Source organism: Pseudoflavonifractor sp. AF19-9AC (assembly GCF_003478995.1).
In the GTDB taxonomy this organism is placed as follows: domain Bacteria; phylum Bacillota; class Clostridia; order Oscillospirales; family Oscillospiraceae; genus Lawsonibacter.
The window spans coordinates 434,362-458,046 of the sequence record NZ_QUGI01000001.1 but is presented as its reverse complement, the minus strand read 5'-3'; the positions used below and the strand labels follow the sequence as shown (position 1 = coordinate 458,046).

The window sequence follows — 23,685 nt, the reverse complement described above, 5'->3', positions numbered from 1 at the left end:
GAACACTTCCTTTGTCGAACCTGATTATGACTCCTTGTCCCCGTTTTTGGCAAAGTGGTCACACCAGGGACGCAGGGTACAGCTCTGGCACTGGGGCCGGCGGGCAATGCACACCGCCCGTCCGTGGAGGACCAGCCGGTGACAGAAGTCGTTGGACTCCTCGGGGGGCAGAATGGCCCGGAGCTGCTGCTCCACCTTCCCCGGGTCCTTGGTGCCGTCGGTGAGCCCCAGCAGGCCGGAAATTCGGATGCAGTGGGTATCCGCCACCACCACGCCGGGGGTGTGGTACACATCGCCTAAAATCAGGTTGGCCGTCTTCCGACCCACGCCGGGCAGGCGCAGCAGGTCCTCCATATTGTCCGGAACCTTTCCGCCATATTCCCGGAGCAGCATCTGGGAGGCCAGCACAATATCCCGGGCCTTGGCCCGGAAAAAGCCGGTGGAGTGAATGTACTGCTCCACCTCCGTCACGTCCGCCTGGGCCAGGGCCTCCAGGGTGGGGAACCGGGCATACAGCGCCGGAGTCACCTGATTGACCCGTTCATCGGTGCACTGAGCCGCCAAACGAACGGAGAACAGCAGCTCGTAGTCCTTTTGATACTCCAGGGAGCAGATCCCCTCCGGATAAATCCGCTTTAATTCTTCCACAATGGCCAGAACGGCTTCCCTTTGCTTTGCCATATTGTCTCACCTCTTGGTTGTTGATGCTTCGATAACTGATGTATTATAGCATATCTGTTCTATTATTTCGATGCCTTTTTCTGATTTGCACATTGTTTTTTCAAAAAATTCTGCTATAATGTGTACCAATACGCCGCTCTTTCTCTTCACTGAATTAAATCGTCAAATAGATGGAGCCGCTTTTGTGTCTGGAAAGGAGCTTTTACATGGTCAAAGAAGGTATGGATTTTCTTCAGTCTTATGACCCGGAGGTGGGCAATGCCATCCGGGCCGAATACGACCGGCAGCAGCAGAATATTGAGCTGATTGCCTCCGAAAATATTGTCAGTCCTGCGGTACTGGCGGCAGCCGGAACCGTTTTGACCAATAAATACGCCGAGGGGTACCCCGGCAAACGCTACTACGGCGGCTGTCAGTGCGTGGACGTGGTGGAGAACATTGCCATCGAGCGGGCCAAAAAGCTCTTTGGCGCCGCCTACGCCAACGTGCAGCCCCACTCCGGCGCTCAGGCCAACTACGCCGTCTACCAGGCTCTGTGCCAGCTGGGCGACACGGTCATGGGCATGAGCCTGGACAACGGCGGACATCTGACCCACGGTTCCCCGGTAAACTTCTCCGGCCGCAACTACCACATGGTGCCCTACGGAGTGGATGATAAGGGTTACATCGACTACGACCAGGTGCGGGATCTGGCCCGCAAGCACAAGCCCCGCATGATTCTGGCCGGCGCCTCCGCCTATCCCCGCACCATTGATTTCAAGGCCTTTGCCGACATTGCCCACGAGGTGGGGGCCTACCTCTTCGTGGACATGGCCCACATCGCCGGTCTGGTGGCCGCCGGTGAGCATCCCTCCCCCGTTCCCTACGCCGACGTGGTGTCCACCACCACCCACAAGACCCTCCGCGGGCCCCGGGGCGGCATGCTGCTGTGCAACGACCCGGAGATCGCCAAAAAGCTCAACTCCGCCATCTTCCCCGGCTCCCAGGGCGGCCCTCTGGAGCACATCATCGCCGCCAAGGCGGTGGCTCTGGGCGAGGCTCTGAAGCCGGAATTCAAGGAATATCAGCACCAGATCGTGAAGAACGCCAAGGTGCTGGCCCAGTCCATTCTGGAGGGCGGCCTGGATCTGGTGTCCGGTGGCACGGACAACCATTTGATGCTGGTGGACCTCCGTCCCGCCCGCCTCACCGGCAAGGAAATGGAACACCGGCTAGACGAGGTGTATATCACCGCCAACAAGAACGCCATTCCCAACGACCCGGAGAAGCCCTTTATTACCTCCGGCATCCGGGTGGGCACCCCTGCCATCACCGCCCGGGGCTTCCGGGAGGCGGAGTCCCAGCAGGTGGGCAAGCTCATCTGCCAGGTGGCTCGCGACGACTACGCCCAGCATGTGGAGGAACTGCGGGCCCAGGTCAAGGAGCTCACAGGACGCTTCCCCCTGTACGAAGGCTAATTCATTCCCTTTCGTTCCGGAGGCTGCATATGCGGCCTCCGGTTTTTTAGCGAAAATTTGCCTTGCTATTTTCCCGCCCCTTCGGCATAATGGGAGATGAGGTGAACCAATTTGTCCAGCTTATTCTGCTGTCCTCTGTGCGCCGCCCCCCTGGAGGTCCAGGAGGGCCGCTACGTATGTCCCTCCGGTCACAGCTTTGACCGGGCCGCGGCGGGTTATGTCCATCTGCTGCCCGCCAATCGAAAGCACTCCAAAAATCCCGGCGATGATAAGGAGATGGTGGCTGCCCGCTCTGCGTTCCTGGATCAGGGACACTACGCCCCCCTGCTGGAGGCATTGAGCCAGGCGGTCACCGAGTCCGTATCCCACCTGCCCCGCCCCGTCCTGCTGGACAGCGGCTGTGGCGAGGGCTACTACACCCAGGGGCTCTTCCGGGCTCTGGAGGCGTCCGGGCACCAGCCCCGGGCGGCGGGAGTGGATCTCTCCAAATTTGCCCTGCGCCGGGCGGCCAAGCGGCTGCCGGAGGGGGAGTTTGCCGTGGCCTCGGTGTACCATCTCCCGGTGGGAGATGAAAGCGTGGACGTGCTGACCAACGTCTTCTCCCCCCTGGCTGTGGAGGAATTTGCCCGTGTCCTGCGTCCGGGCGGACTGTTCGTCTATGTGGTGCCCTCCGCCCTCCACCTGTGGGAGATGAAGGAGGTCCTGTACCCCCAGCCCTATGAAAACCCGGTGAAGCGGGAGGACTATCCCGGCTTTGCGTGGCAGGAGGCCCGGCCGGTGCGCTACACCCTCTCCCTCACCGATTCCGCCGACATTATGGCCCTCTTCCACATGACCCCCTATGCCTGGAAGACCCCAAAAGAGGGGATTGCCCGGTTGGAGGCTTTGCCCGCCCTGGACTGTCAGATTGGCTTTGACCTGCACCTCTATCGAAAACTTTAGGAGGTTTTATGAATCACCCGATCCTTTGGGCCGCAGTAGGTACCGGCTTTACTTTTCTCATGACCGCCCTGGGTGCGGCCACCGTGCTGGTGTTCCGGGGCCGAACCACCCCCTCCCTGCAGCGCATCTTTCTGGGCTTTGCCGCCGGCGTGATGGTGGCCGCCTCGGTGTTCAGTTTGCTGCTCCCCGCCATTGAGGAGACGGAAGCTCTGGGCGGCATCGGCTGGCTGCCCGCCGCGGGCGGGTTCCTACTGGGAGTTCTCTTTCTGTGGGGCGTGGACAGTCTGCTGCCCCATCTGCATCCCGAGGCCGAAGCCCCGGAGGGTCTGCCCTCCTCCTGGCGGCGCACCACCCTGATGGTGCTGGCCGTCACCCTGCACAACATCCCCGAGGGAATGGCCGTGGGCCTCTCCTTCGCCCTGGCCGCCCAGCACAGCGGCGGCGGTCTGTCGGCCGCAATGGCCTTGGCCATCGGCATTGGCCTTCAGAACTTCCCTGAGGGTGCCGCCATCTCCCTGCCCCTGCGGCAGGAGGGGGTGAGCACCGGCCGCTCCTTTCTGTACGGAGCCCTGTCCGGACTGGTGGAGCCTATTTTCGGCATTCTGGTGGTGCTGGCTGCCGGAGCCATTGAGCCTTTCATGCCCTGGCTTTTGTCCTTCGCCGCAGGCACCATGATGTATGTGGTCACCGAGGAGCTGATCCCCGAGGCCCATCTGGGGGAGCACTCCAACGCGGGCACCCTGAGCGTCATGGCGGGCTTTGTAATCATGATGATTCTGGACGTGGCTCTGGGATAAAAAGAAGGCCGGATCTCGTATGAGATCCGGTCTTTGTTCATCCTTCTGCCCGCTGGCCGGTCATGGTCTGATGCACGATGCTCTCCATCATGTCCCGGGTGAGGGCACTGGCTACATAGCCGAAGACGTTGCCGTCCGTGTCAATCATAAAGGTGGTGGGGAAAGCCCAGATGCCGTACATGGCAAATACCTCGCCTGCAGAGTCCATAAGCACCGGGAAGGTGTAGCCGTTGTCGGTCAAGAACTGCTCCACTTCCTCCTGGCTCACGTCCTGGCTGGTGGGGTAGTCTGCCGACTTGGGGTTAGCCACCCCCAGCACCACCAGGTCCCCCTGATTCTCCCCGTAGTCCTCATACATGGCCTGGATCTCGGGCATCTCGCTCTGGCAGGGGCCGCACCAGGTGGCCCAGAAGTTCAGGAAGACGGTCTCGCCCTTATAGTCCGAGAGGGTGTGGGTGTTGCCGTACTGGTCGGTGAGGGTAAAGTCCGGGGCGGGAACCAAGTTGGTCTCCTCTCCCCCGGAGGAAGCACTTCCCTCGGTCTGGGAGGAATCGGTATTCTGCTCCTTCTCGTCCTCCTGACTCTGGCTTCCGCTCTGACTCGAAGTGTCTGTCTGGCTCTGGGTGGTGCCGCCGCCCACGGTGGAGAGGTAGCTGGTGATGCCGTTCATATAGCCGGTGATGGTCATGACACCCATGAGGATGAGCAGCACTGCCCCTACCTTCACCGTATAGCGCACTACCTTCTGGTGGCGCTTGAAGAAGCCCAGCACCGCCCCGGTAAAGAGGCCCACTGCCAGGAAGGGAATGACAAAGCCCAGGGTATATACCCCGATGAGAAGGAAGCCCGCTCCGGCGGTACCTGCCGACGAGGCCATGAGCAGCACGCTGCCCAGGGTGGGCCCCACACAGGGGGTCCAGGCAAAGCTGAAGGTAAAGCCCAGCACCAGGGCTGTGATGGGGGTCATGGCCCATTTGTCCAGGCGCAGGGGCAGGCGGTGCTCCTGTTCCACCGCCTTGGATTTGCCGAACACCCCCAGCTGGTAAAGTCCGAAGAGGATCATAATGGCGCCGCTCACCCGGGCAAACCACACCCGGTTTCCACTGAAGAACTGGCCCAGGGCGGTAAAGCCCAGGCCCAGTGCCACAAAGGTAAAGCTGACACCCAGGACAAAAAACAGAGTATTCACCATCACCTTGCCCCGGGGATAGCGGATGGTTCCGTCCTCCGCCACGGTGCGCGCACCTCCCGCCAGGTAGCTGACGTAGAGGGGCACCAAAGGCAGGACACAGGGGGAAAAGAAGCTGAGCAGGCCCTGCACAAAGACGGTGAGGACCGGGACGCTGGTTTCCAGGGAAAAGCCCATATCAATCATTCTCCTTTAGGGGACAAAAAACCGGCGCGGCAAAGCCGTGTCGGTTTTTTGAATTTTTCATCAATGTGGGAGCAGGACGGTCTTACCGCCCGAGCGGTAGTAGAGGGTCTTGTCTCCAAAGTAGTCCACAGGATCTTTCCGGGTTCCATGCACCCGCACCTCAAAGTGGAGGTGGTTGCCGGTGGACCGGCCTGTGGTACCCACATAGCCAACCACCTGCCCCTGGGAGACGGTCTCCCCCTTGGACACCGCCCGGCTGTTCATGTGGGCGTAGAGGGTGGAGGTTCCGTCGCTGTGGGAGACTACCACGTAGTTGCCATAGGACCAGGAGGATCCTGAGCCGTAGACCGAGGTAGTGACCACGCCGCTTTTAGCAGCGTAGATGGGGGTATTCTTGGGAGCGGGAACGTCAATTCCGGTGTGGTTGCCCGGCCTGCCGGTGAACGGGTCCTTCCGGGTCCCAAACAGGGAGGACAGGGTGTTCCGGCTGGAGGGCAGAGGCCAGAGGAAGCCCGATTCGCTGGGAACATTGCCGATCTGGTCGGCCATCTCCTGCTCCAGGCGCTTGATCTCATCGTCCACAGCGTTGGCCGCTGCCCTCAACTCCGCCTCCGCCTCCTTCACCAGTTCCTCCTGGCCGTTGATCTCTTCCAGGAGGGCGTCCACCTGGGACTCCTGGTCCTTCAAGGCCTCCTGGGCGGCTACCTGTTTGACCTTGGCCGCCTCCTGCTCCGCTTTGGAGTTCTCCAGGTCGGCCTTGTCTGCTTTGATCTGTTCCTGGAGCGCCAGAAGCTCCTCCATGACGCTGTTGTCGTAGTCGATGATCTCCTCCACCATCATGAAGTTATCCAGCAGGTCCGAAAAATCGCTGGAGGAAAAGAGAATAGACCAGTAGGAGACCTCTCCCTCCTCCTCCATGTACCGTACCCGCTGGCAGAATTCCTCATAAAGCTGCTGCTCCTGTTCCTCTGCCTGAGCCAGCTCCCCCTCTTTCTGGGTGATGAGCTCACTGTACTTCTGGATTTGGGTCTGAATGTTATTGATCTCCGCCTGAGTGGCGTTCATCTGCTGCTCCAACAGGCGTTTCTTTTCCAGCGCCTTGCTTTTGTCCGCCTGGATGGCCTTCAGCTGCTGCTGAAGCTCCGCCCGCTGACTGTCCAGATCCGCCGCCTGGTCCTTCAGGTCATCGATCTCCGCCTGAGTGACCGCGGAGGCGGGCATGACTGCCACCTCCCCCGCCAGTGGTACCAGCAAAGTCAGCACCACCAGAAGAGAAATTACCTTTCGCACCACGTTCATTCCAGTTTTCATGAAAGCCGCCCCTTCTCAGTCACAGAACAAATGCACGTTCGTACCGGAGACGGATCTGCGTCTCTGCCGCAGATAGCCGCTTCCCTCCAGTTTTGAAAAAACCGGCACAGCAGAGGCCGTGTCGGTTTTTCTGAGATTCGCTCAGTGCTCCAAAAGCACTTTCTTGCCTCCAGAGGTCACATATAGAGTCTTGTCTTTGAAGTAGTTCACCGGGTCGGTACGATTACCATTGACACGGACCTCGAAATGGAGGTGGTTACCGGTGGAAGAACCCGTGGTACCCACATAGCCAATGACCTGTCCCTGAGATACAGTCTGTCCCTTGGACACGGCCCGCTTATTCATGTGGGCGTACAGGGTGGAGGTTCCGTCGCTGTGGGAGATCACCACATAGTTGCCGTAAGAGCTGTTATACGTAGAGGTCGTGACCACGCCGCTCTTAGCTGCGTAGATGTTGGTATTCTTGGAGGCGGGGATGTCAATGCCGGTATGGTTGTTGGGCTTACCGGTAATGGGGTGGATTCGGCTTCCGTACAGGGAAGACAGGGTATTCCAACTGGAGGGCAGAGGCCAAAGGAACCCTGACTCACTGGGCACATTGGCAATCTGGTCGGCCATCTCCTTTTCCAGACGCTTGATCTCTGCGTCCATGGCGTTGGCGGCCGCCTTCAACTGAGCTTCCGCAGCCTCCAGCTGGTCTTCCTTGCCGCTGATCTCCTGAATCAGGGCATCCACCTGGGATTCCTGTTCCTTCAGGGCCGCCTTGGCCTCTTCCTGCTTGACCTTGGCCGCCTCCTGTTCCGACTTGGAGGTCTCCAGATCCGCCTTATCTGCTTCAATCTGTTCCTGCAGGGCCAGGAGTTCCTCCATGACGCTGTTGTCGTAGTCGATGATCTCTTCCACCATCATGAAGTTATCCAATAGGTCGGAAAAATCACTGGAGGAAAAGAGGATGGACCAGTAAGAGACCTCTCCCTCCTCCTCCATGTACCGCACCCGCTCGCAAAAGAGCTCATAGAGCTGCTGCTCCTGCTCCTCCGCCTGGGCCAGCTCGCTCTCTTTCTGGGTGATGAGCTCACTGTACTTCTGGATTTGAGACTGGATATTATTGATCTCCGCCTGAGTGGCATCAATCTGCTGCTCCAGCAAGCTCTTCTGCTCCAGAGCCTTGCTCTTGTCCGCCTGAATGGCCTTCAGCTGCTGCTGAAGCTCCGCCCGCTGGCTGTCCAGGTCTGCCGCCTGATCCTTCAAATCGTCAATCTCCGCCTGGGTGACGGCCGCAGCCGGCATCACAGAAACCTCTCCCGTAAGGGGTACCAGCAGCGCCAGCGCCACCAGCAGAGAAATTATTTTTCGGAATCCTTTCGCTGTGTATTTCATTGCTTGCTCCTCATCCGTCGCGATGGTCAGTGAATCATAATATTGGCCAGGATAGGCAGCAGCAGTACCACCACCATCAATCCGGCCAGAATAGCCATCATCATACGCTGTCTCTTTTGCCGCTTCATGGTATCTCTCCTTTTAGAATCAGACCTGAAGGAACTTCCGGATGGCCAGCAGAGAACCGCCCACACCGATGAGTGCACCCGTTCCGCAGAACACCATCAGAATGTTGGGGGCCATGGAGGTATAGCTGGTCACCGTGACCAGAGACAGGCCATTGCCCTGAATAATCAGCTTGGCCACCAGCTGATAAATGCCCCACTGGGCAAAAAAGGCAATGAGTGCGCCGGTCAGACCCAGCAGCATGCCCTCCACCACGAAGGGCCACTGAACAAAGGCGTTGGTGGCACCGCACATCTTCATGATGGCGATTTCCTCCCGGCGATAGAAGGTGGCCAGCTTAATGGTGTTGGCGATGATAAAGAGGGACACCACCAGCAGGATGCCGATGAGCACCGCCGCCACGCCGGTGGCAATGTTGCGCACCAGCACAAAGCCCTGAGCAATTTCCAGCGCCACACTGGTATCTGCCACTCCGCCAATCTGTTCCACCTGATCCACGGTCTGGCCCAGCTGTTCAATATCCGCCACATGAATGCGGTAACGGTCCCGAAGCACTTCCGGCTGAAGGGAATTCAGCAGATCGTTCTCTGCACGCCCTTCTTTCCAGTCCTCCAGCGCCTCTGCACGGGTAACAAAGGTCACATTGGACACATTGGGCACGGCCTCGATCTGACTTTGAAGGGCCCGGGCCTCCTCCTCCGTGTAATTCTCATCTATGTAGGCCAAAAACTCGTTTTCTGCCTCCAGATCTCCCAGCATGTGGTCCAAGTTCACCGCCAGCAGGGAAAAGGAGCCCATAATCAGAAGGCAGGCCACAATCATACACACAGCGGCAAAGGACATAAAGCCGTGGGTAAAAATGGAGTGGAAGCCTTCACTGAAATAATATCCTGCGTCAAATTTTCTCGCCATTGTAGTACCCACCTGTCTCGTCGCTGATGATCCGTCCGTTTTCAATGGCCACCACCCGCTTAGAAAAGCGGTTGACCAGATTTTTCTCGTGGGTGACCACCAGCATGGTGGTGCCCAGCTCGTTGATCCGCTCCAGCAGCATCATGATCTCCAGGGAACGCTGGGGGTCCAGGTTACCCGTAGGCTCGTCGGCAATGATCATGCTGGGGTTGTTCACCAGCGCCCGGGCAATGGCCACACGCTGCTGCTCGCCGCCGGACAGCTGTCCGGGATACCGGTCCGCCTTCTGCTCCAGCCCTACCAGCTGCAGCACATAGGGGATGCGCCGGCGAACCTCCCGGGGGGAGGCTCCGATGGCCCGCATGGCGAAGGACAGGTTTTCGTACACTGTCTTCTTCTCAATGAGCCGGAAATCCTGGAAGATAATGCCCAAAGTGCGCCGCATATAGGGGATCTGCCGGGGTGCAATGTTGTTCAGGCTGTAGCCGTTGACCATCAGTTTCCCCTCAGTGGCTGCAATCTCTCCGGTAATCAGCTTGATTACCGTGGACTTTCCCGATCCGGAAGGTCCCACCAGAAAGACGAACTCTCCGTCGTCGATACGCATATTGACCCCTTTCAGGGCCTTGGTTCCGTTGTCATATTCCTTATATACATCTATGAGCCGTATCATGTGCTCCTCCGTAAATCTCTTTCAATTTCAACCCTCGCGCTGAAAAGCGCTTATGGAAAGTGTACCACAGATCCTGCGTTATGTAAATGACTAAATCAGCTCCGTTCCCCCATTTTCCGTCTTTCCGAAAATAATGTTTTGTAATTATTTTGTCATTTTTGTTACTTTATTGTAACTCATAACCCAAGTGAATGCAAGCCCCATTTCCCTGCGTACAAACAAAAAAGCCGTCTGCAATAGCAGACGGCTTTTTCTTCTAAAATCAGGATTCAATTCCCCGGGAAATGAGGTACTTCTTTACCATCAAAGCAACCTTGAAGGTAATGGCATCGTCAAACTCCCGCAGATCGAGGCCGGTGAGCTTCTTGATTTTCTCCAGGCGGTACACCAGAGTGTTCCGGTGGACAAACAGCTTCCGGGCAGTCTCAGACACATTCAGATTGTTCTCAAAGAACTTATTGATGGTGAGCAGGGTCTCCTGATCCAGGGCATCAATGGGGTTCTTCTTAAACACTTCCTGGAGGAACATCTGGCACAGGATGGTGGGCAGCTGATAAATCAGACGGCCAATACCCAGGTTCTCATAGTTGATGACGGTCTTCTCCGTCTCAAACACCTTACCCACGTCAATGGCCACGCCGGCTTCCTTATAGGCCCGGGCCAGGTCGCGGATGTGGTTGACCACGGTACCAATGCCGATGACCACCTTGATGCCCAGCTCCTGGGAAACGGCGGTGGAGATCTGCTTGGCAATCTTTTGCAGCTCCTTGATATCCGCACCCTCGGACAGCTGCTTGATGAGGGCCACGTCGGTCTCATTGATGGAGATGACAAAGTCCGTCTGCTCATCCGGGAACAGGCCGCGGATCACATCAATGGTGCTCACGTCTGCGGGGCCCAGCTGGCGCACCAGGAAGGCGGCCCGGGGCGCCTCAGAGACAAAATGGAGCTCCTTGGCCTGGGTATAAATATCCCCCAGCAGAATGTTATCCGAAATAATATTCTTTACAAAGGTGGCCTTGTCATGCTTCTCCTCATAGTAGGTCTTGGCACCATTAAAGGCAACCACGGCCACCGCACAGAGGGACACGGCCAGCTCGTCCTCGCCCTTGACAAAGGCGGCATAGTCAAACTGAGCACCCCAGCCAGCCAGGGGCTTGAACACTTTTCCTTCAAAATAGGCCTCAGTATTTTCCGCCGCATTGATGGCAGAAACTGCACCGGCCCAATGCTCCCCAATACAGGTCAGCTCACTGCAAGCCACCACAATCCCGTCAGAATCAATCACGCCCACCATGCGGTTGACGCTGTCCTTCATCTGGAGGACGACTCCTTGGAACATCCTGCTAGACACATCCATCCCTCCTATTACGCTCAAAGCATATCCTTATTATAACGGGTCCCCCCCGCCTTTGGCAAGAGGTTTTCTCTATTTTTTTGTGGAAAACGACCAAAAACCTCAGGTGCGTGATACCGCCCTTTGAAGAGAAACCCGCTCATTTGGTGTCAAAAAGCGCCAATTTCCGGGATTTAAGCCGTCATCCAGCACCAATGGGCCCATGGATAACCGCTTCAAAGTCAGCACCGGTTTTCCTCGGGCGGCCAGCATTCGCTTCACCTGGTGATACTTTCCCTCCCGCAACGTGACCAGACAGCGGCTTCCATCCTCCAGAGGTTTCAGCCCTGCCGGGAGGCACCGGGTTCCATCCCCCAGCACCATTCCTTCTGCCAGAACGTCCACATCCTCCTGGTTTACCTGCCCCTCTACTTGCGCAAGGTACACCTTGTCCACATGCTTCTTGGGAGAGAGCAGCTCATGGGCCAGTGCCCCGTCATCAGTAATGAGCAGAAGCCCCGTGGTATCTTTGTCGAGCCTCCCCACCGGAAACAGCCCCCGCCGCCGCAGGTACTCCGGCAGCAGGCCCAGTACGGTCTTCTGACGCTTGTCCTCGGTGGCAGACAGAAGGCCCGCCGGCTTGTGGAGCATGATGTAGACAAAGGGAGCGCAGTCCACCAGTTCTCCGTCCACCTGAATGGCGGTGGTTTCCGGATCATATTTGTCCTCCGGCCGGGCCACGAGCACTTCATTGGCCCGCACCCGTCCATGGCGCACCAGCTCCTTGACCTCCTTCCGGGACCAGCGTCCCGTGGAGGAGAGCAGCTTATCCAAACGCTCCTGTGCCATACGGCATACCTCCTCAGAAAAGGACCGCCGCGCACTTGCCGCGGCGGCCCATGTGGATGTTTTGCTCAGGACAGCAGAATCCGGTCGTTGTCCAGTGCCTTTCCGGCTCCCGTACGGAACCGCTCCAGCAGACCGTCCACTGTCATACCGGCGCGCTCCTCCCCACGGATGTCCAGCACCACACTGCCCCCGTCCATCATCAGGGTCCGGTTGCCCAGCCCCAGGGCCTGATGCATGTTATGGGTCACCATCAGCGTGGTGATGTGGTGCTCTGCCACAATCTCCTTTGTCAGCTTCAGCACCTTTTCTGCGGTGCCTGGGTCCAGGGCCGCGGTGTGCTCGTCCAGCAGCAGCACCTTTGGGGGCACCAAAGTGGACATAAGCAGAGTCAGAGCCTGACGCTGACCGCCGGACAGCAACCCCACCGGCTGGCGCATCCGGTCCTCCAGGCCCATATCCAGCCGTGCCAGCTGCTCCCGGAAAAACGCCCGGTCCGCCTTGCTGGTGCGGCTGAAAAAGGCGTGCTGGTGCTTGGCCGTGCGGAGATAGGCCAAAGCCAGATTCTCCTCAATGGTCATGTTGGGGGCGGTCCCCCGCATAGGGTCCTGGAACAGGCGGCCCATCTCCCGGCTGCGCTTATACTCCGGTTTATAGGTGATGTCCTCCCCCGCCAGCACAATGGAGCCCTCGTCCACATAGAATACACCGGCAATGGCGTTGAAGAGGGTGGATTTGCCCGCCCCGTTGGAGCCTACAATGGTAATGAAATCCCCATCTTCCACCGTCAGATTCAGGTGAGACAGAGCGGTTTTCTCATTCACCGTCCCAGGGTTAAAGGTCTTGGAAAGGTTTCTTAATTCCAGCATTGCCATTTCACCTCTCCTCCTTTCTGGCCGCCAGGGCACGGCGCTTTTTCATCTGGAAGGCGGCCCAGCGGCGGACCGCCGGGGCAGCAATGGCCACGCCCACAATCACGGCGGACACCAACTTCATATAATCGGCCGGGATATTGAACCGCAGGGCGGCGGCATAGATGCAGCGGTAGATGATGCTGCCCACCACCACGCCCAGCACCCGCCGGACCATGGAGCCCTTGCCGATCAGGGTCTCGCCAATCACCAGGGCGGCCAGGGCCAGCACCACCATGCCGGTGCCGTTATTGACATCGGCCACTGTGGTGGACTGGGCGGCCAAAGCACCGGACAGGCCGGTCATGGCGTTGGATACACACAGGCCCACTGTGATGGTAAAGGTGGGATTGATAGAGGAGGCCCGGACCATATCCGCATTATCGCCGGTGGCCCGGATAGACAGGCCCAGCCGGGTGCCCAGAAACAGCACCAGCAGTGCGCACAGCACCAGCACAATGAGGACGGCCACAATTACCTTGCTCCAGCTCCCCCCAATTCCGGCCTCCTGAGCCAGGGTGTAGACGGTGGGCACCATAAACAGGGACTGGTTGCTCTTGCCCATCACCATCAGGTTGATGCTGTAAAGGCCGATGTTCGTGATAATGCCTGCCAGAATGGAAGGCACAGACAGTTTGGTCTGAAGAAAGGCCGTGATAAAACCGGCGGCCGCGGCGGCCAGCATTCCTGCGGGCAGAGCCAGAATGGGGTGGCCGGACAGGCACATCATGGCGGACACAGCGCTGCCCAGTACGAACGCCCCATCTGTGGTCATATCGGCAATATTCAAAATGGAAAAGCTGAGAAACAGAGCCAGCGCCACAGGGGCATAGAGAAAGCCTGTCTCCAGAGCCGTTTGAATGACATAAACCAAGGAAAATCGCTCCTCTCAATGGACAGGCCATCCCTCCGCTCAAGCGGAGGGATGGCTGTGATCCTGGGTTTTCGGTGCTTGGGTTAATCCTGGGTCGTCTGGACCTCCACCAGCTGGGCGCTCATGTCAGCGAACATGGAGTAGTCCGCGCCCAGAGCAGCGGCGGTCTCGGTGTTGACGGTGATGATATCGCCGGAGACGGTGATATAGTCGGGGAACTCGCCGGTCTGAAGCACCTGGAGGGCCAGGTCAGCGGTCTGAGTGCCCAAATCGGTGTAATTGACGCCGCAGGTGGCGAAGGCACCGTTGCGGACGAAGGAGTCGGCACCGGCGTAGTGGGGAATGCCCGCCTGAATCAGAGTGGGGGCAATGGCCAGCTCGGCAGCCTGAACCACGTTATCGGTGGGGGTGAATACCGCATCCACCTGGCCCACCAGGGAGCTGACGGCGGCGATGATCTCGTCGGAGGTGTTGCCGGTCTTCTCAATGTAGGAGATGTTCTTGCTGTCCAGATAGGCCTTGGCGTCCTCAATGGCGGGGGCGCTGTTGAGCTCAGAGGTGGAGTACAGAAGGCCAACGGTCTTCACGTCAGGGTTCTGCGCCAGCATCATATCCAGAATAAGCTCCACGTTCAGGGCGTCGCTGGTGCCGGTGACATAGGGAATTCCGGTGAGCTTGGCTACCTCGGGGTAGCTGACGGTGCCGTAGATGACAGGGGTCTGGGTCTGCTGGGCGGAAACGGCCATCTGCTGGGCAGCCAGGGTGCCGATGGGGATGATGGCGTCATAACCGCCGGCAATAATCTCCGCACCAATCTGCTGAAGAGCAGACGTATCATTGTTGCCGCTGAAGTCCCGGTATTCAATGCTCACACCCAGCTCATCCGCCTTGACATCCAGTTCGGCGGTGATGGCATCCCGGATTTCATTCATGGAAGGGTGGTCCAGCTGGCGGACCACAGCAATCTTATACCCATCGCCGGAGGCCCCGGAGGAAGATCCGCCGGAAGAAGGCGTTCCGGAAGAGGCAGAACCAGAAGAGGAGCTGCCGGACGAACAGGCCGCCAGAGTCATTGCCATGGCAAGGGACAGGGTCAGAGCAGTGAGTTTCTTTACGATGTTGTGCTTTTTCATAAGAAATACCTCCATAATTGGCCTTTGGGCCGATATTTGTTTGGGTGGGTGATGGAGGGGCCGGTGCCGGCGGCCTTTCTTGGGAGTATAAAAAAACGCCCCTGTCCCCCACATGGGACAAGAGCCTTACTCCTGCGATACCACCCAAATTGACGTAAACACGTCCGCTCGCTTCACGCGCCATCACGCGTGCCCGACGGATAACGGGTGGGTACCCGTCGGCATCTACTTGGTTGCCCGTTCAAGCCGCCCTCAAAAGTCCATTCACTCAGGCGCTCCCCGCCCTGATTCCACCACCCAGGGTTCTCTGAAGGTTTGCTGCACCGGCTACTAATCTTCTTCATAGGTTTTTGGGATTTACTTGTTGGTGCTATTATATGCATCCCATACTCACTTGTCAACCCCTTTTTTCACTTCCTACAAAAAGGGAGCAGCGGAACACCGCTGCTCCCTGGCTATGTACCAACACTACGCCTGCTCGTTATTCACAGAGAATACCATTTGCTCCAAGGCTCTCGCAGCCTGCCCTAGGTATCCTATATAGTCGATTGCGGCCACGATGCCCAGAATGGCAATCACCACCGCAAAAGCCAGAAAGGTAATGGTTACGGTGCCAAATTCCACTGGCACAGGAATAAAAATCAGGATTACACTGATCAGCTCTGACAGGACATACAGCTTCCACACTCTTTTACCCCGCCGCAGGACTGCCTCTTGCTCCAGGCCGTCCAACAAGCACCGCGTCCCCTGGAGCACCAACCAAAGGACCACCAACACCCCCAGGTTTCGGATTGCATCCACTGTCTCAGCCAGAACCCCCTCCTGGCCCAGCATATTGTAAACAATTCCCAGAATAAGTAAAACAATTTCAATCAGAAATGCCTTTTGATACTCCGGACGGACCCGGCCCATTCCATACAGTCCTACCAAATACATGATGCTGCCTACCGCCATAGCGACCACACCGATGATCATAAAGACCACCATCGTCCCTATGCCTCCCTGCACAAGTGCAATCGGATTGTTCCATGCAAGGACCAGGTTGAGAATTGCATTTGCCAAAATCGCTGCCAGAGAAATCAGAATTACAATGTTGCCTTTTTGCATCAGCCGGAGCTTCTGTGCAGAAAACATCGCCGTTTCGTGATCCAGTGTCATACTCATCCCAACCTTTCGTCCTTTTTATTATTTTATCGCAACGTTCTTAATCTATTCGGCCAATTCTGCTCATCCGAATGTCAGATCGAATTCAAGGATTTACTTCTTGCAGCAAACCGGCTTTCATGTCTCTTTTCGCTTCGCCAACATAAGTTCCTTTGGTTTATTCAATTAAACCTTTAATCTGTCTTGAGTTTATCACAATAAACCTATTGTGTCAAGAAAAATGCCGGTCAGCCCAGAGAAACCTGCAATAAAAAAGAGCGGGCTTCCTTAGAAGCCCGCTCTTTGAGAAACGGCAACGTAAAATTACTCGTCGATCTCGATAACCACGCCGGAACCCACGGTACGGCCACCCTCACGGATAGCGAAACGCAGGCCCTTCTCAATGGCGATGGGGGTGATCAGCTCGACCTTCATGTCGACGTTATCGCCAGGCATGCACATCTCGGTGCCCTCGGGCAGGGTGATGATGCCGGTCACGTCGGTGGTACGGAAGTAGAACTGAGGACGATAGTTGTTGAAGAAGGGGGTGTGACGGCCGCCCTCGTCCTTGGACAGGACGTACACCTGGCCCACGAACTTGGTGTGGGGGTGAATGGAGCCGGGCTTGCACAGAACCTGGCCGCGCTCGATGTCGGTCTTGGCAATACCACGGAGCAGAGCGCCCACGTTGTCGCCAGCCTCAGCGTAATCCAGGGTCTTGCGGAACATCTCCAGACCGGTCACGACGGTGGACTTCTTCTCGTCGGTCAGGCCAACGATCTCGACAGTCTCGCCAGTCTTGATCATGCCACGCTCCACACGGCCGGTAGCCACGGTGCCACGGCCAGAGATGGTGAACACGTCCTCGACGGGCATCAGGAAGGGCAGGTCGTCGTTACGGGCGGGAGTGGGGATATACTCGTCAACAGCGTCCATCAGCTCCTTGATGCAGGCATACTCGGGAGCGTTGGGATCCTGAGACTCGCAAACAAGAGCGTTCAGAGCGGAACCCTTGATGATGGGGATGTCGTCGCCGGGGAACTCGTAGTTGGACAGGGTCTCGCGGACCTCCATCTCCACCAGCTCCAGCAGCTCCTCGTCGTCAACCTGATCGCACTTGTTCAGGAAGACCACGATGGCGGGCACGCCCACCTGACGGGCCAGCAGGATGTGCTCCTTGGTCTGAGCCATGGGGCCGTCGGTAGCAGCGATAACCAGGATGGCGCCGTCCATCTGAGCAGCACCGGTGATCATGTTCTTGATATAGTCAGCGTGGCCCGGGCAGTCAACGTGGGCATAGTGACGCTTGTCGGTCTCATACTCCACGTGGGCGGTGTTGATGGTGATGCCGCGCTCGCGCTCCTCGGGAGCCTTGTCGATGGAGCTGTAGTCGGTGTAGTCGGCCTTGCCCTGCATAGCCAGATACTTGGTGATGGCGGCAGTCAGAGTGGTCTTGCCGTGGTCGACGTGACCGATGGTGCCGATGTTAACATGGGGCTTAGTACGCTCGAATTTTGCCTTAGCCATTGGGATTTCCTCCTTATATTACAATTATAAACCATTTTTGCCGGGATGCGTCATATCAGGAACATTTTATCCTATTCCCGATGGAATTGCAACCCTATTTTTCCGCAGGGAGTCTTACTCCTGATTGCGGCCACGCTGGGCGATGATCTTATCCGCAATGCTCTTGGGAATCTCCACATAGCTGTGGGGCTCCATGGAGTACTGGCCGCGGCCCTGGGTGCTGGAACGCAGGTCGGTGGCATAGCCAAACATGTTGGCCAGAGGCACCAGCGCGTCGATCTGGGTGGCACCAGGACGGCTCTCCTGACCCTGGATCTGTCCGCGGCGGCTGTTCAGGTCGCCGATGACGTTGCCCAGGTACTCGTCGGGAGCAATGACAGACACCTTCATCATGGGCTCCAGCAGGACGGGATCAGCCTTGCGCATAGCCTCCTTGAAGGCCATGGAACCGGCGATCTTAAAGGCCATCTCAGAGGAGTCAACCTCGTGGTAGGAACCGAAGGTCAGATGGACCTTCACGTCCACAACGGGGTAGCCAGCCAGAACACCGGCCTGCATGGCACCCTGAATACCGGCATCAACCGCAGGGATATACTCCTTGGGAATGACGCCGCCGGTGATCTCGTTGATGAACTCGTAGCCCTTGCCGGACTCGTTGGGCTCAACGGTGATGCGGCAGTGGCCGTACTGGCCCTTACCACCGGACTGACGGGCATACTTGGTATCCTGCTCAACGGACTTCTTGATGGTCTCCTTGTAAGCAACCTGGGGAGCGCCCACGTTGGCCTCCACCTTGTACTCACGGAGCAGACGGTCCACGATGATCTCCAGGTGCAGCTCGCCCATGCCGGCGATGATGGTCTGACCAGTCTCCTCATCGGTGTAGGTCTTGAAAGTGGGATCCTCCTCAGCCAGCTTCATCAGGGCGATGCCCATCTTCTCCTGGCCGGCCTTGGTCTTGGGCTCAATGGCCACGCGGATTACGGGCTCGGGGAAGTCCATGGACTCCAGAATGATGGGATGCTTCTCATCACACAGAGTGTCACCGGTGGTGGTGTTCTTCAGGCCGATGACGGCACAGATGTCACCGGAATAGCAGCACTCGATGTCCTCGCGGTGGTTGGCGTGCATCTGCAGAATACGGCCGATGCGCTCCTTCTGCTTCTTGGTGGAGTTGAGCACGGAGGTACCGGTGTTCAGAACACCGGAATACACACGCACGAAGGACAGACGGCCCACGAAGGGGTCGGTGGCAATCTTGAAGGCCAGAGCGGAGAAGGGACCCTCATCCTCTGAGTGACGCTCCTCCTCTTCCTCGGTATCGGGATTTACACCCTTGATGGCGGGAATATCAATGGGAGAGGGCATATAGTCCACGATGGCATCCAGCAGCTTCTGCACACCCTTGTTCTTGTAAGAGGTGCCGCAGGTCACGGGAACCATCAGGTTCTCGATGGTAGCCTTACGGATGGCGCGGCGGATCATATCCTGGGGAACTTCCTGCTCCTCCAGAACCAGCATCATGATCTCCTCGTCGATGTCAGCGCAGGCGTCCAGCAGCTTAGTGCGGTACTCCTGAGCCAGCTCCATCATGTCCTCGGGAATGGCTTCCACGCGCATGTCCTTGCCCAGGTCATCGTAGTAGATGTCCGCGTCCATCTCCACCAGGTCGATGATGCCCTTGAAGGTCTCTTCCTTGCCGATGGGCAACTGGATGGGCACCGCATTACACTTCAGACGGTCATGGATCATGTTCAGAACATTGTAGAAGTCAGCACCCATGATGTCCATCTTGTTGACGTAAATCATGCGGGGGACCTTGTAGTCATCAGCCTGACGCCACACGGTCTCGGACTGGGGCTCCACACCGCCCTTAGCGCACATGACGGTCACAGAGCCGTCCAGCACGCGCAGGGAACGCTGGACCTCAACGGTGAAGTCCACGTGGCCCGGGGTGTCGATGATGTTCAGACGGGTCTGGGGGAACTGGTTCTTGGTTCCCTGCCAGTAGCAGGTGGTAGCAGCGGAGGTGATGGTGATACCACGCTCCTGCTCCTGAGCCATCCAGTCCATGGTGGCGGTACCCTCGTGGGTCTCGCCGATCTTGTAGTTGACGCCGGTATAATAGAGGATACGCTCGGTAGTGGTGGTCTTACCCGCGTCGATGTGGGCCATGATACCAATGTTGCGCGTATTCTCCAAAGAAACTTTTCTTGCCATACTTCGTCTCCTTTTGGATTACCAGCGGTAGTGAGCGAAGGCCTTGTTGGACTCGGCCATCTTATGGGTGTCCTCGCGCTTCTTCACGGCAGAGCCGGTGTTATTGGCGGCATCCATAATCTCGCCGGCCAGGCGCTCCTTCATGGTCTTCTCGCCGCGGCTGCGGGCATAAGTGGTCAGCCAGCGCAGACCCAGGGTCTGACGCCGCTCGGGGCGGACCTCGATAGGCACCTGATAGGTGGCGCCGCCCACACGGCGGGCCTTAACCTCCAGGGAGGGCATGATGTTCTCAAGAGCCTGGGTGTAAACCTCCATGGGCTCCTTGCCGGTCTTCTCCTTGATGATGTCAAAGGCGCCGTAGACAACCTTCTGCGCCACGCCCTTCTTGCCATCCAGCATGATGCTGTTGGTGAGCTTGGTAACCAGGACGGAGTTGTAAAGCGGATCGGGCAGAACCTCCCGCTTGGGTACATTTCCTCTTCTGGGCACTTTGCTTCCCTCCTTCTTATAAAATTAGAAATCATAGGTACTCGAAGCAACTGCTTGCTCCGTGTAATGCCTGTCCGAGGTTTACCCATATATATGGAATAAACGCTCGGCAAGGCGGGGCTGCCTTGCGCAAACGCACAATGCAATTCAGAGTTCAGACATTTTGTCTGAGTGCCGGGAGAAATAACTTCGAAAAATTACTTCTTGCCAGCCTTGGGCCGCTTGGCGCCGTACTTGGAACGAGCCTGCATACGGCCGTTGACGCCCTGGGTATCCAGAGTGCCGCGGATGATGTGGTAACGAACGCCGGGCAGGTCCTTAACACGGCCGCCACGAATCATGACCACAGAGTGCTCCTGCAGGTTGTGTCCGACACCGGGGATATAGGCGGTGACCTCGTAGCCGTTGGTCAGACGAACACGGGCGATCTTACGCAGAGCGGAGTTCGGCTTCTTAGGAGTGGAAGTACGAACGGCGGTGCACACACCTCTCTTCTGGGGAGAGGGCAGATCGGTGTTCTTGTTCTTCAGGGTGTTCAGACCGTGCTGGAGGGCGGGAGAGGTGGACTTGTAGGTCACCTGCTGACGACCTTTGCGGACCAGCTGATTAAAAGTAGGCATGGTTTTCCTCCTTTCCGAAAAGCTGCCCCAAGTGGGGCATGATCTATATTTTAACAGAATCAGGCATGCCTTATTCTGCTAAAACCAAAATTGAGCAGCGATTTGTGGGGTTATCCCACCAGAGCAGCCACTGCGCTGCCCACGGCGATGCCGCAGGCCGCACCCAGCTCCTTCATGGAGGGGACCTCTTCCACCGAGGCACCTGCCTCCTGGGCCAGTCGGGCCAGAGGCTCAGTCACACGGGGATCTGCATCGGCGGCCAGAAAGACCTTTGTGGCGCGGCCGTCGCTGAGGGCACGCTTGGTCTGCTTGGCTCCGACCACCTTGCTTGCTGTGTTCAGTTCTGAAAGCATTTCGGTGCCCTCCTCTCCCCGGTTCCGGGGTGTTTCATCGGGTAAAAGGACAGACTTGCCCCTACCACCGCAATTTGGAATTATATCATTTTGTCAAGCCCTCGTCAAGCATGAATCACTCAGAAATCCACAAAGTTTTCCACGTTCTCCTCTCCCCTTTCCACAAAAACAAAAAATCAGAACGATGCGCAACCGGACACGCGTCTTTGCGTCTGGATCATTAGAGAAACATTCCTTGGTTCCGCTTCACACTTTATATAAAGGAGGACTGCTTTATGAAACGTATGCTTGCTCTGCTGCTTTGTGTCTGTCTGCCTCTTCTTCCTGGCTGCACCGCCGCCTCCGCAGCCAAAGAGCTCACCGCCCAGAACGTCTATGCCACCAACTATGACGGCCCGCCGGAGTTGGCAGAAAACGTGGACACGGCTCTATCCGCCTTCGGGCTGGAACTGCTCCGGGACACCCGGGCGGCTCAGGATGGAAGTGTCCTTCTCTCCCCTCTGTCTGTGGCTCTGGCTCTGTCCATGGCGGCCAACGGAGCAGAGGGTGAGACATTGGCTCAGTTTGAGGCCCTGCTCTCCGGCGGGAGCGGCCTGGACGTACTCAACGCCCGGTGCGCCCAGCTGATGGAGGAATACCAGAGCCTGGACGGTTCCACCCAGTGTTCCATCGCCAACAGCATCTGGGTGGACCCGGAGGGACAGATCCGGGAGGACTTTATTGGCAAATGCTCCGGCATCTTTGGCGCTCAAGTGTTCCAGGGCGACCTGTCCGCCCCGGGCATCGTGGGCGATCTCAACGGCTGGGTGTCCAGACACACTAACAAGATGATTCCTCAGATTATTTCCGAGCCCTTTGACGGGAACACCGCCGCCCTGTTGATCAACGCCCTGTACCTGAAAAACACCTGGGCCAGCGAATTTGACCCCAACAACACCTATAAACGTGAGTTTTCCCACGCCAGCGGCAACACCGAGTCCATGGACTTTTTAAACAAAGGCTCCTGCACCCTCTCCTACCTCCAGGGTGACGGGGTGCATGGCGTGGTGCTGCCCTACGACGACGGACGGCTGGGCTTTTTCGCTCTCCTTCCCGACGGAGATCTGGACAGCTGGCTGGCCGGACTGGAAGGGAATGAACTGTCTGAACTCCTGACCGGGCGGGAGGACACGCTGTTTCTCCGTCTGGCTCTGCCAAAGTTTGAGGCGGAGTGGAAGGGAGAATTGAAGGATATTCTAGCCGTCCTGGGCCTGGAGGATGCCTTTACCCCGGGCGCGGCAGACTTCTCCCCGCTGGGGGACAATCCGGAGGGTTACTACCTCTCCCAGGTCATCCATGCGGCCAAGATCAAAGTAAATGAGAAGGGCACCGAGGCTGCCGCCGCCACCGTGGTTGCCGCCAATGGCGCCGGTGCTCCGCCTGAGGATGGCATCACACTGGTATTTGACCGGCCCTTCCTCTATGGCATCGTGGACTTGGAGACGGGCATTCCCTTATTCCTGGGCACGTTTGAATAAATAGTGTCCGAGCCGTCGCGAACCGCGCGGATGGACCGGAGCGAGGGCGAGAAACCAAGGGAAAATTCCCTGTTTCGAGCACGAGTCGGAGGGAAGCCGCGCGTCGTGAGCAGGCGAGGCATTGATTCAAATGATGTCCGAGCCGTCGCGAGCAGCGCGGATGGACCGGAGCGAGGGCGAGAAACCAAGGGAAAATTCCCTGTTTCGAGCACGAGTCGGAGGGAAGCCGCGCGTCGTGAGCAGGCGAGGCATTGATTCAAATGATGTCCGAGCCGTCGCGAGCAGCGCGGATGGACCGGAGCGAGGGCGAGAAACCAAGGGAAAATTCCCTGTTTCGAGCACGAGTCGGAGGGAAGCCGCGCGTCGTGAGCAGGCGAGGCATTGATTCAAATGATGTCCGAGCCGTCGCGAGCAGCGCGGATGGACCGGAGCGAGGGCGAGAAACCAAGGGAAAATTCCCTGTTTCGAGCACGAGTCGGAGGGAAGCCGCGCGTCGTGAGCAGGCGAGGCATTGATTCAAATGATGTCCGAGCCGTCGCGAGCAGCGCGGATGGACCGGAGCGAGGGCGAGAAACCAAGGGAAAATTCCCTGTTTCGAGCACGAGTCGGAGGGAAGCCGCGCGTCGTGAGCAGGCGAGGCATTGATTCAAATGATGTCCGAGCCGTCGCGAGCAGCGCGGATGGACCGGAGCGAGGGCGAGAAACCAAGGGAAAATTCCCTGTTTCGAGCACGAGTCGGAGGGAAGCCGCGCGTCGTGAGCAGGCGAGGCATTGATTCAAACGGTGTCCGAGCCGCCGCGAACGAAGCGGGCAAGTGTATAAATTGGCCCAAAAGGACCATGCTACCTCCATCCATAGAAGGAGGAGAAGCATTCATGACCATTCATGTCAATGAGTCCTGCGTGGGCTGCGGCCTGTGCGTCAGCATGTGCCCCGGGGTGTTTACCATGACCGACGAGGGGGTAGCCGCCGCCCGGGACGAAATTTTCCCAGAGCAGGAGGCCCAGGCCCGGGAAGCCGCGGAAAGCTGTCCGGCGAACGCCATTGAAGTTACCCTTTGAC

At 57.8% G+C, this 23,685-nt stretch carries 22 protein-coding genes and 1 other annotated feature; of the genes, 5 read left to right on the top strand and 17 right to left on the bottom strand.

The annotated features are described in order from the left end of the window. Window positions 1-24 precede the first annotated feature (24 nt). A complete protein-coding gene (gene nth, locus DWX58_RS02180; RefSeq protein ID WP_118641361.1) occupies window positions 25-681 on the bottom strand; it encodes an endonuclease III in 657 nt (218 codons plus the stop codon). Between the two features lie 206 nt (window positions 682-887). On the opposite strand from nth, the gene glyA reads away from it, so the two are divergent. The 3 genes from glyA to DWX58_RS02165 all read left to right on the top strand — a co-directional run bounded on the left by glyA (window position 888) and on the right by DWX58_RS02165 (window position 3,877). Beyond that, complete coding sequence (glyA, locus tag DWX58_RS02175; protein WP_118641360.1) at window positions 888-2,138, top strand: serine hydroxymethyltransferase; 1,251 nt, start codon at window positions 888-890, stop codon at window positions 2,136-2,138. Window positions 2,139-2,249: 111 nt separating this feature from the next. Then, complete coding sequence (locus DWX58_RS02170; RefSeq protein WP_118641359.1) at window positions 2,250-3,080, top strand: putative RNA methyltransferase; 831 nt, start codon at window positions 2,250-2,252, stop codon at window positions 3,078-3,080. Between the two features lie 8 nt (window positions 3,081-3,088). Then, window positions 3,089-3,877, top strand: a complete 789-nt coding sequence (locus tag DWX58_RS02165; RefSeq protein ID WP_118641358.1) for a ZIP family metal transporter — start codon at window positions 3,089-3,091, stop codon at window positions 3,875-3,877. A gap of 37 nt (window positions 3,878-3,914) precedes the next feature. On the opposite strand, the gene DWX58_RS02160 is transcribed toward DWX58_RS02165, so the two are convergent. The 16 genes from DWX58_RS02160 to DWX58_RS02085 all read right to left on the bottom strand — a co-directional run bounded on the left by DWX58_RS02160 (window position 3,915) and on the right by DWX58_RS02085 (window position 21,106). After that, entirely contained in the window at window positions 3,915-5,243 is a 1,329-nt protein-coding gene (locus tag DWX58_RS02160; protein WP_118641357.1) for a cytochrome c biogenesis protein/redoxin, read from the bottom strand. 69 nt (window positions 5,244-5,312) lie between these two features. Beyond that, entirely contained in the window at window positions 5,313-6,563 is a 1,251-nt protein-coding gene (locus DWX58_RS02155; protein WP_118641356.1) for a peptidoglycan DD-metalloendopeptidase family protein, read from the bottom strand. 141 nt (window positions 6,564-6,704) lie between these two features. After that, window positions 6,705-7,943, bottom strand: a complete 1,239-nt coding sequence (locus DWX58_RS02150) for a peptidoglycan DD-metalloendopeptidase family protein (RefSeq protein WP_118641355.1) — start codon at window positions 7,941-7,943, stop codon at window positions 6,705-6,707. A 147-nt stretch (window positions 7,944-8,090) separates the two neighbouring features. Further along, window positions 8,091-8,981, bottom strand: coding sequence for a permease-like cell division protein FtsX (gene ftsX / locus DWX58_RS02145; RefSeq protein ID WP_118641354.1), 891 nt, complete (start codon window positions 8,979-8,981; stop codon window positions 8,091-8,093). Further along, window positions 8,965-9,654 (bottom strand): cell division ATP-binding protein FtsE, encoded by a 690-nt coding sequence (ftsE, locus tag DWX58_RS02140; RefSeq protein WP_118641353.1) that lies wholly within the window; start codon window positions 9,652-9,654, stop codon window positions 8,965-8,967. Before ftsE ends, ftsX begins: the two co-directional genes overlap by 17 nt. A 262-nt stretch (window positions 9,655-9,916) precedes the next feature. Next, the gene (locus tag DWX58_RS02135) at window positions 9,917-11,008 is read right to left on the bottom strand and encodes a helix-turn-helix domain-containing protein (protein ID WP_118641508.1); all 1,092 of its coding nucleotides are present in this window, start codon (window positions 11,006-11,008) and stop codon (window positions 9,917-9,919) included. 105 nt (window positions 11,009-11,113) lie between these two features. Further along, entirely contained in the window at window positions 11,114-11,839 is a 726-nt protein-coding gene (locus tag DWX58_RS02130) for a 16S rRNA pseudouridine(516) synthase (protein ID WP_118641352.1), read from the bottom strand. 65 nt (window positions 11,840-11,904) lie between these two features. Beyond that, entirely contained in the window at window positions 11,905-12,705 is an 801-nt protein-coding gene (locus DWX58_RS02125; RefSeq protein ID WP_118641507.1) for an ATP-binding cassette domain-containing protein, read from the bottom strand. Window positions 12,706-12,712: 7 nt separating this feature from the next. After that, on the bottom strand, window positions 12,713-13,621 hold the full coding sequence (locus tag DWX58_RS02120; RefSeq protein WP_118641351.1) for an ABC transporter permease: 909 nt from the start codon (window positions 13,619-13,621) through the stop codon (window positions 12,713-12,715). An 83-nt stretch (window positions 13,622-13,704) separates the two neighbouring features. Further along, entirely contained in the window at window positions 13,705-14,754 is a 1,050-nt protein-coding gene (locus DWX58_RS02115) for an ABC transporter substrate-binding protein (protein WP_199648636.1), read from the bottom strand. Window positions 14,755-14,864: 110 nt separating this feature from the next. Then, window positions 14,865-15,107 (bottom strand) — a binding site (T-box leader). 115 nt (window positions 15,108-15,222) lie between these two features. After that, on the bottom strand, window positions 15,223-15,918 hold the full coding sequence (locus DWX58_RS02110) for a hypothetical protein (RefSeq protein ID WP_118641350.1): 696 nt from the start codon (window positions 15,916-15,918) through the stop codon (window positions 15,223-15,225). Window positions 15,919-16,221: 303 nt separating this feature from the next. Then, the gene (gene tuf, locus DWX58_RS02105; protein ID WP_118641349.1) at window positions 16,222-17,424 is read right to left on the bottom strand and encodes an elongation factor Tu; all 1,203 of its coding nucleotides are present in this window, start codon (window positions 17,422-17,424) and stop codon (window positions 16,222-16,224) included. Between the two features lie 114 nt (window positions 17,425-17,538). Beyond that, entirely contained in the window at window positions 17,539-19,644 is a 2,106-nt protein-coding gene (gene fusA / locus DWX58_RS02100; protein WP_118641348.1) for an elongation factor G, read from the bottom strand. A gap of 18 nt (window positions 19,645-19,662) precedes the next feature. Next, window positions 19,663-20,133, bottom strand: a complete 471-nt coding sequence (rpsG, locus tag DWX58_RS02095; protein ID WP_118641347.1) for a 30S ribosomal protein S7 — start codon at window positions 20,131-20,133, stop codon at window positions 19,663-19,665. Window positions 20,134-20,330: 197 nt separating this feature from the next. Next, on the bottom strand, window positions 20,331-20,753 hold the full coding sequence (gene rpsL / locus DWX58_RS02090; RefSeq protein ID WP_118641346.1) for a 30S ribosomal protein S12: 423 nt from the start codon (window positions 20,751-20,753) through the stop codon (window positions 20,331-20,333). 110 nt (window positions 20,754-20,863) lie between these two features. Next, a complete protein-coding gene (locus DWX58_RS02085; RefSeq protein WP_118641345.1) occupies window positions 20,864-21,106 on the bottom strand; it encodes a ribosomal L7Ae/L30e/S12e/Gadd45 family protein in 243 nt (80 codons plus the stop codon). Between the two features lie 275 nt (window positions 21,107-21,381). On the opposite strand from DWX58_RS02085, the gene DWX58_RS02080 reads away from it, so the two are divergent. Further along, window positions 21,382-22,623 (top strand): serpin family protein, encoded by a 1,242-nt coding sequence (locus DWX58_RS02080; protein WP_118641344.1) that lies wholly within the window; start codon window positions 21,382-21,384, stop codon window positions 22,621-22,623. Between the two features lie 875 nt (window positions 22,624-23,498). Next, a complete protein-coding gene (locus DWX58_RS02075) occupies window positions 23,499-23,684 on the top strand; it encodes a ferredoxin (protein ID WP_118641343.1) in 186 nt (61 codons plus the stop codon). The last annotated feature ends 1 nt before the right edge of the window (window position 23,685 follow it).

Excerpts from the sequence above, each read along its gene's own strand:
- DWX58_RS02125 (WP_118641507.1), bottom strand. The coding sequence starts at position 12,705 with ATGCTGGAATTAAGAAACCTTTCCAAGACCTTTAACCCTGGGACGGTG.
- ftsE (WP_118641353.1), bottom strand. The coding sequence starts at position 9,654 with ATGATACGGCTCATAGATGTATATAAGGAATATGACAACGGAACCAAG.
- ftsX (WP_118641354.1), bottom strand. The coding sequence starts at position 8,981 with ATGGCGAGAAAATTTGACGCAGGATATTATTTCAGTGAAGGCTTCCAC.
- nth (WP_118641361.1), bottom strand. The coding sequence starts at position 681 with ATGGCAAAGCAAAGGGAAGCCGTTCTGGCCATTGTGGAAGAATTAAAG.
- DWX58_RS02115 (WP_199648636.1), bottom strand. The coding sequence starts at position 14,754 with ATGAAAAAGCACAACATCGTAAAGAAACTCACTGCTCTGACCCTGTCC.
- tuf (WP_118641349.1), bottom strand. The coding sequence starts at position 17,424 with ATGGCTAAGGCAAAATTCGAGCGTACTAAGCCCCATGTTAACATCGGC.
- DWX58_RS02110 (WP_118641350.1), bottom strand. The coding sequence starts at position 15,918 with ATGAGTATGACACTGGATCACGAAACGGCGATGTTTTCTGCACAGAAG.
- DWX58_RS02130 (WP_118641352.1), bottom strand. The coding sequence starts at position 11,839 with ATGGCACAGGAGCGTTTGGATAAGCTGCTCTCCTCCACGGGACGCTGG.
- DWX58_RS02075 (WP_118641343.1), top strand. The coding sequence starts at position 23,499 with ATGACCATTCATGTCAATGAGTCCTGCGTGGGCTGCGGCCTGTGCGTC.
- glyA (WP_118641360.1), top strand. The coding sequence starts at position 888 with ATGGTCAAAGAAGGTATGGATTTTCTTCAGTCTTATGACCCGGAGGTG.
- DWX58_RS02165 (WP_118641358.1), top strand. The coding sequence starts at position 3,089 with ATGAATCACCCGATCCTTTGGGCCGCAGTAGGTACCGGCTTTACTTTT.
- DWX58_RS02085 (WP_118641345.1), bottom strand. The coding sequence starts at position 21,106 with ATGCTTTCAGAACTGAACACAGCAAGCAAGGTGGTCGGAGCCAAGCAG.
- DWX58_RS02080 (WP_118641344.1), top strand. The coding sequence starts at position 21,382 with ATGAAACGTATGCTTGCTCTGCTGCTTTGTGTCTGTCTGCCTCTTCTT.
- DWX58_RS02160 (WP_118641357.1), bottom strand. The coding sequence starts at position 5,243 with ATGGGCTTTTCCCTGGAAACCAGCGTCCCGGTCCTCACCGTCTTTGTG.
- rpsL (WP_118641346.1), bottom strand. The coding sequence starts at position 20,753 with ATGCCTACTTTTAATCAGCTGGTCCGCAAAGGTCGTCAGCAGGTGACC.
- DWX58_RS02155 (WP_118641356.1), bottom strand. The coding sequence starts at position 6,563 with ATGAAAACTGGAATGAACGTGGTGCGAAAGGTAATTTCTCTTCTGGTG.
- DWX58_RS02150 (WP_118641355.1), bottom strand. The coding sequence starts at position 7,943 with ATGAAATACACAGCGAAAGGATTCCGAAAAATAATTTCTCTGCTGGTG.
- fusA (WP_118641348.1), bottom strand. The coding sequence starts at position 19,644 with ATGGCAAGAAAAGTTTCTTTGGAGAATACGCGCAACATTGGTATCATG.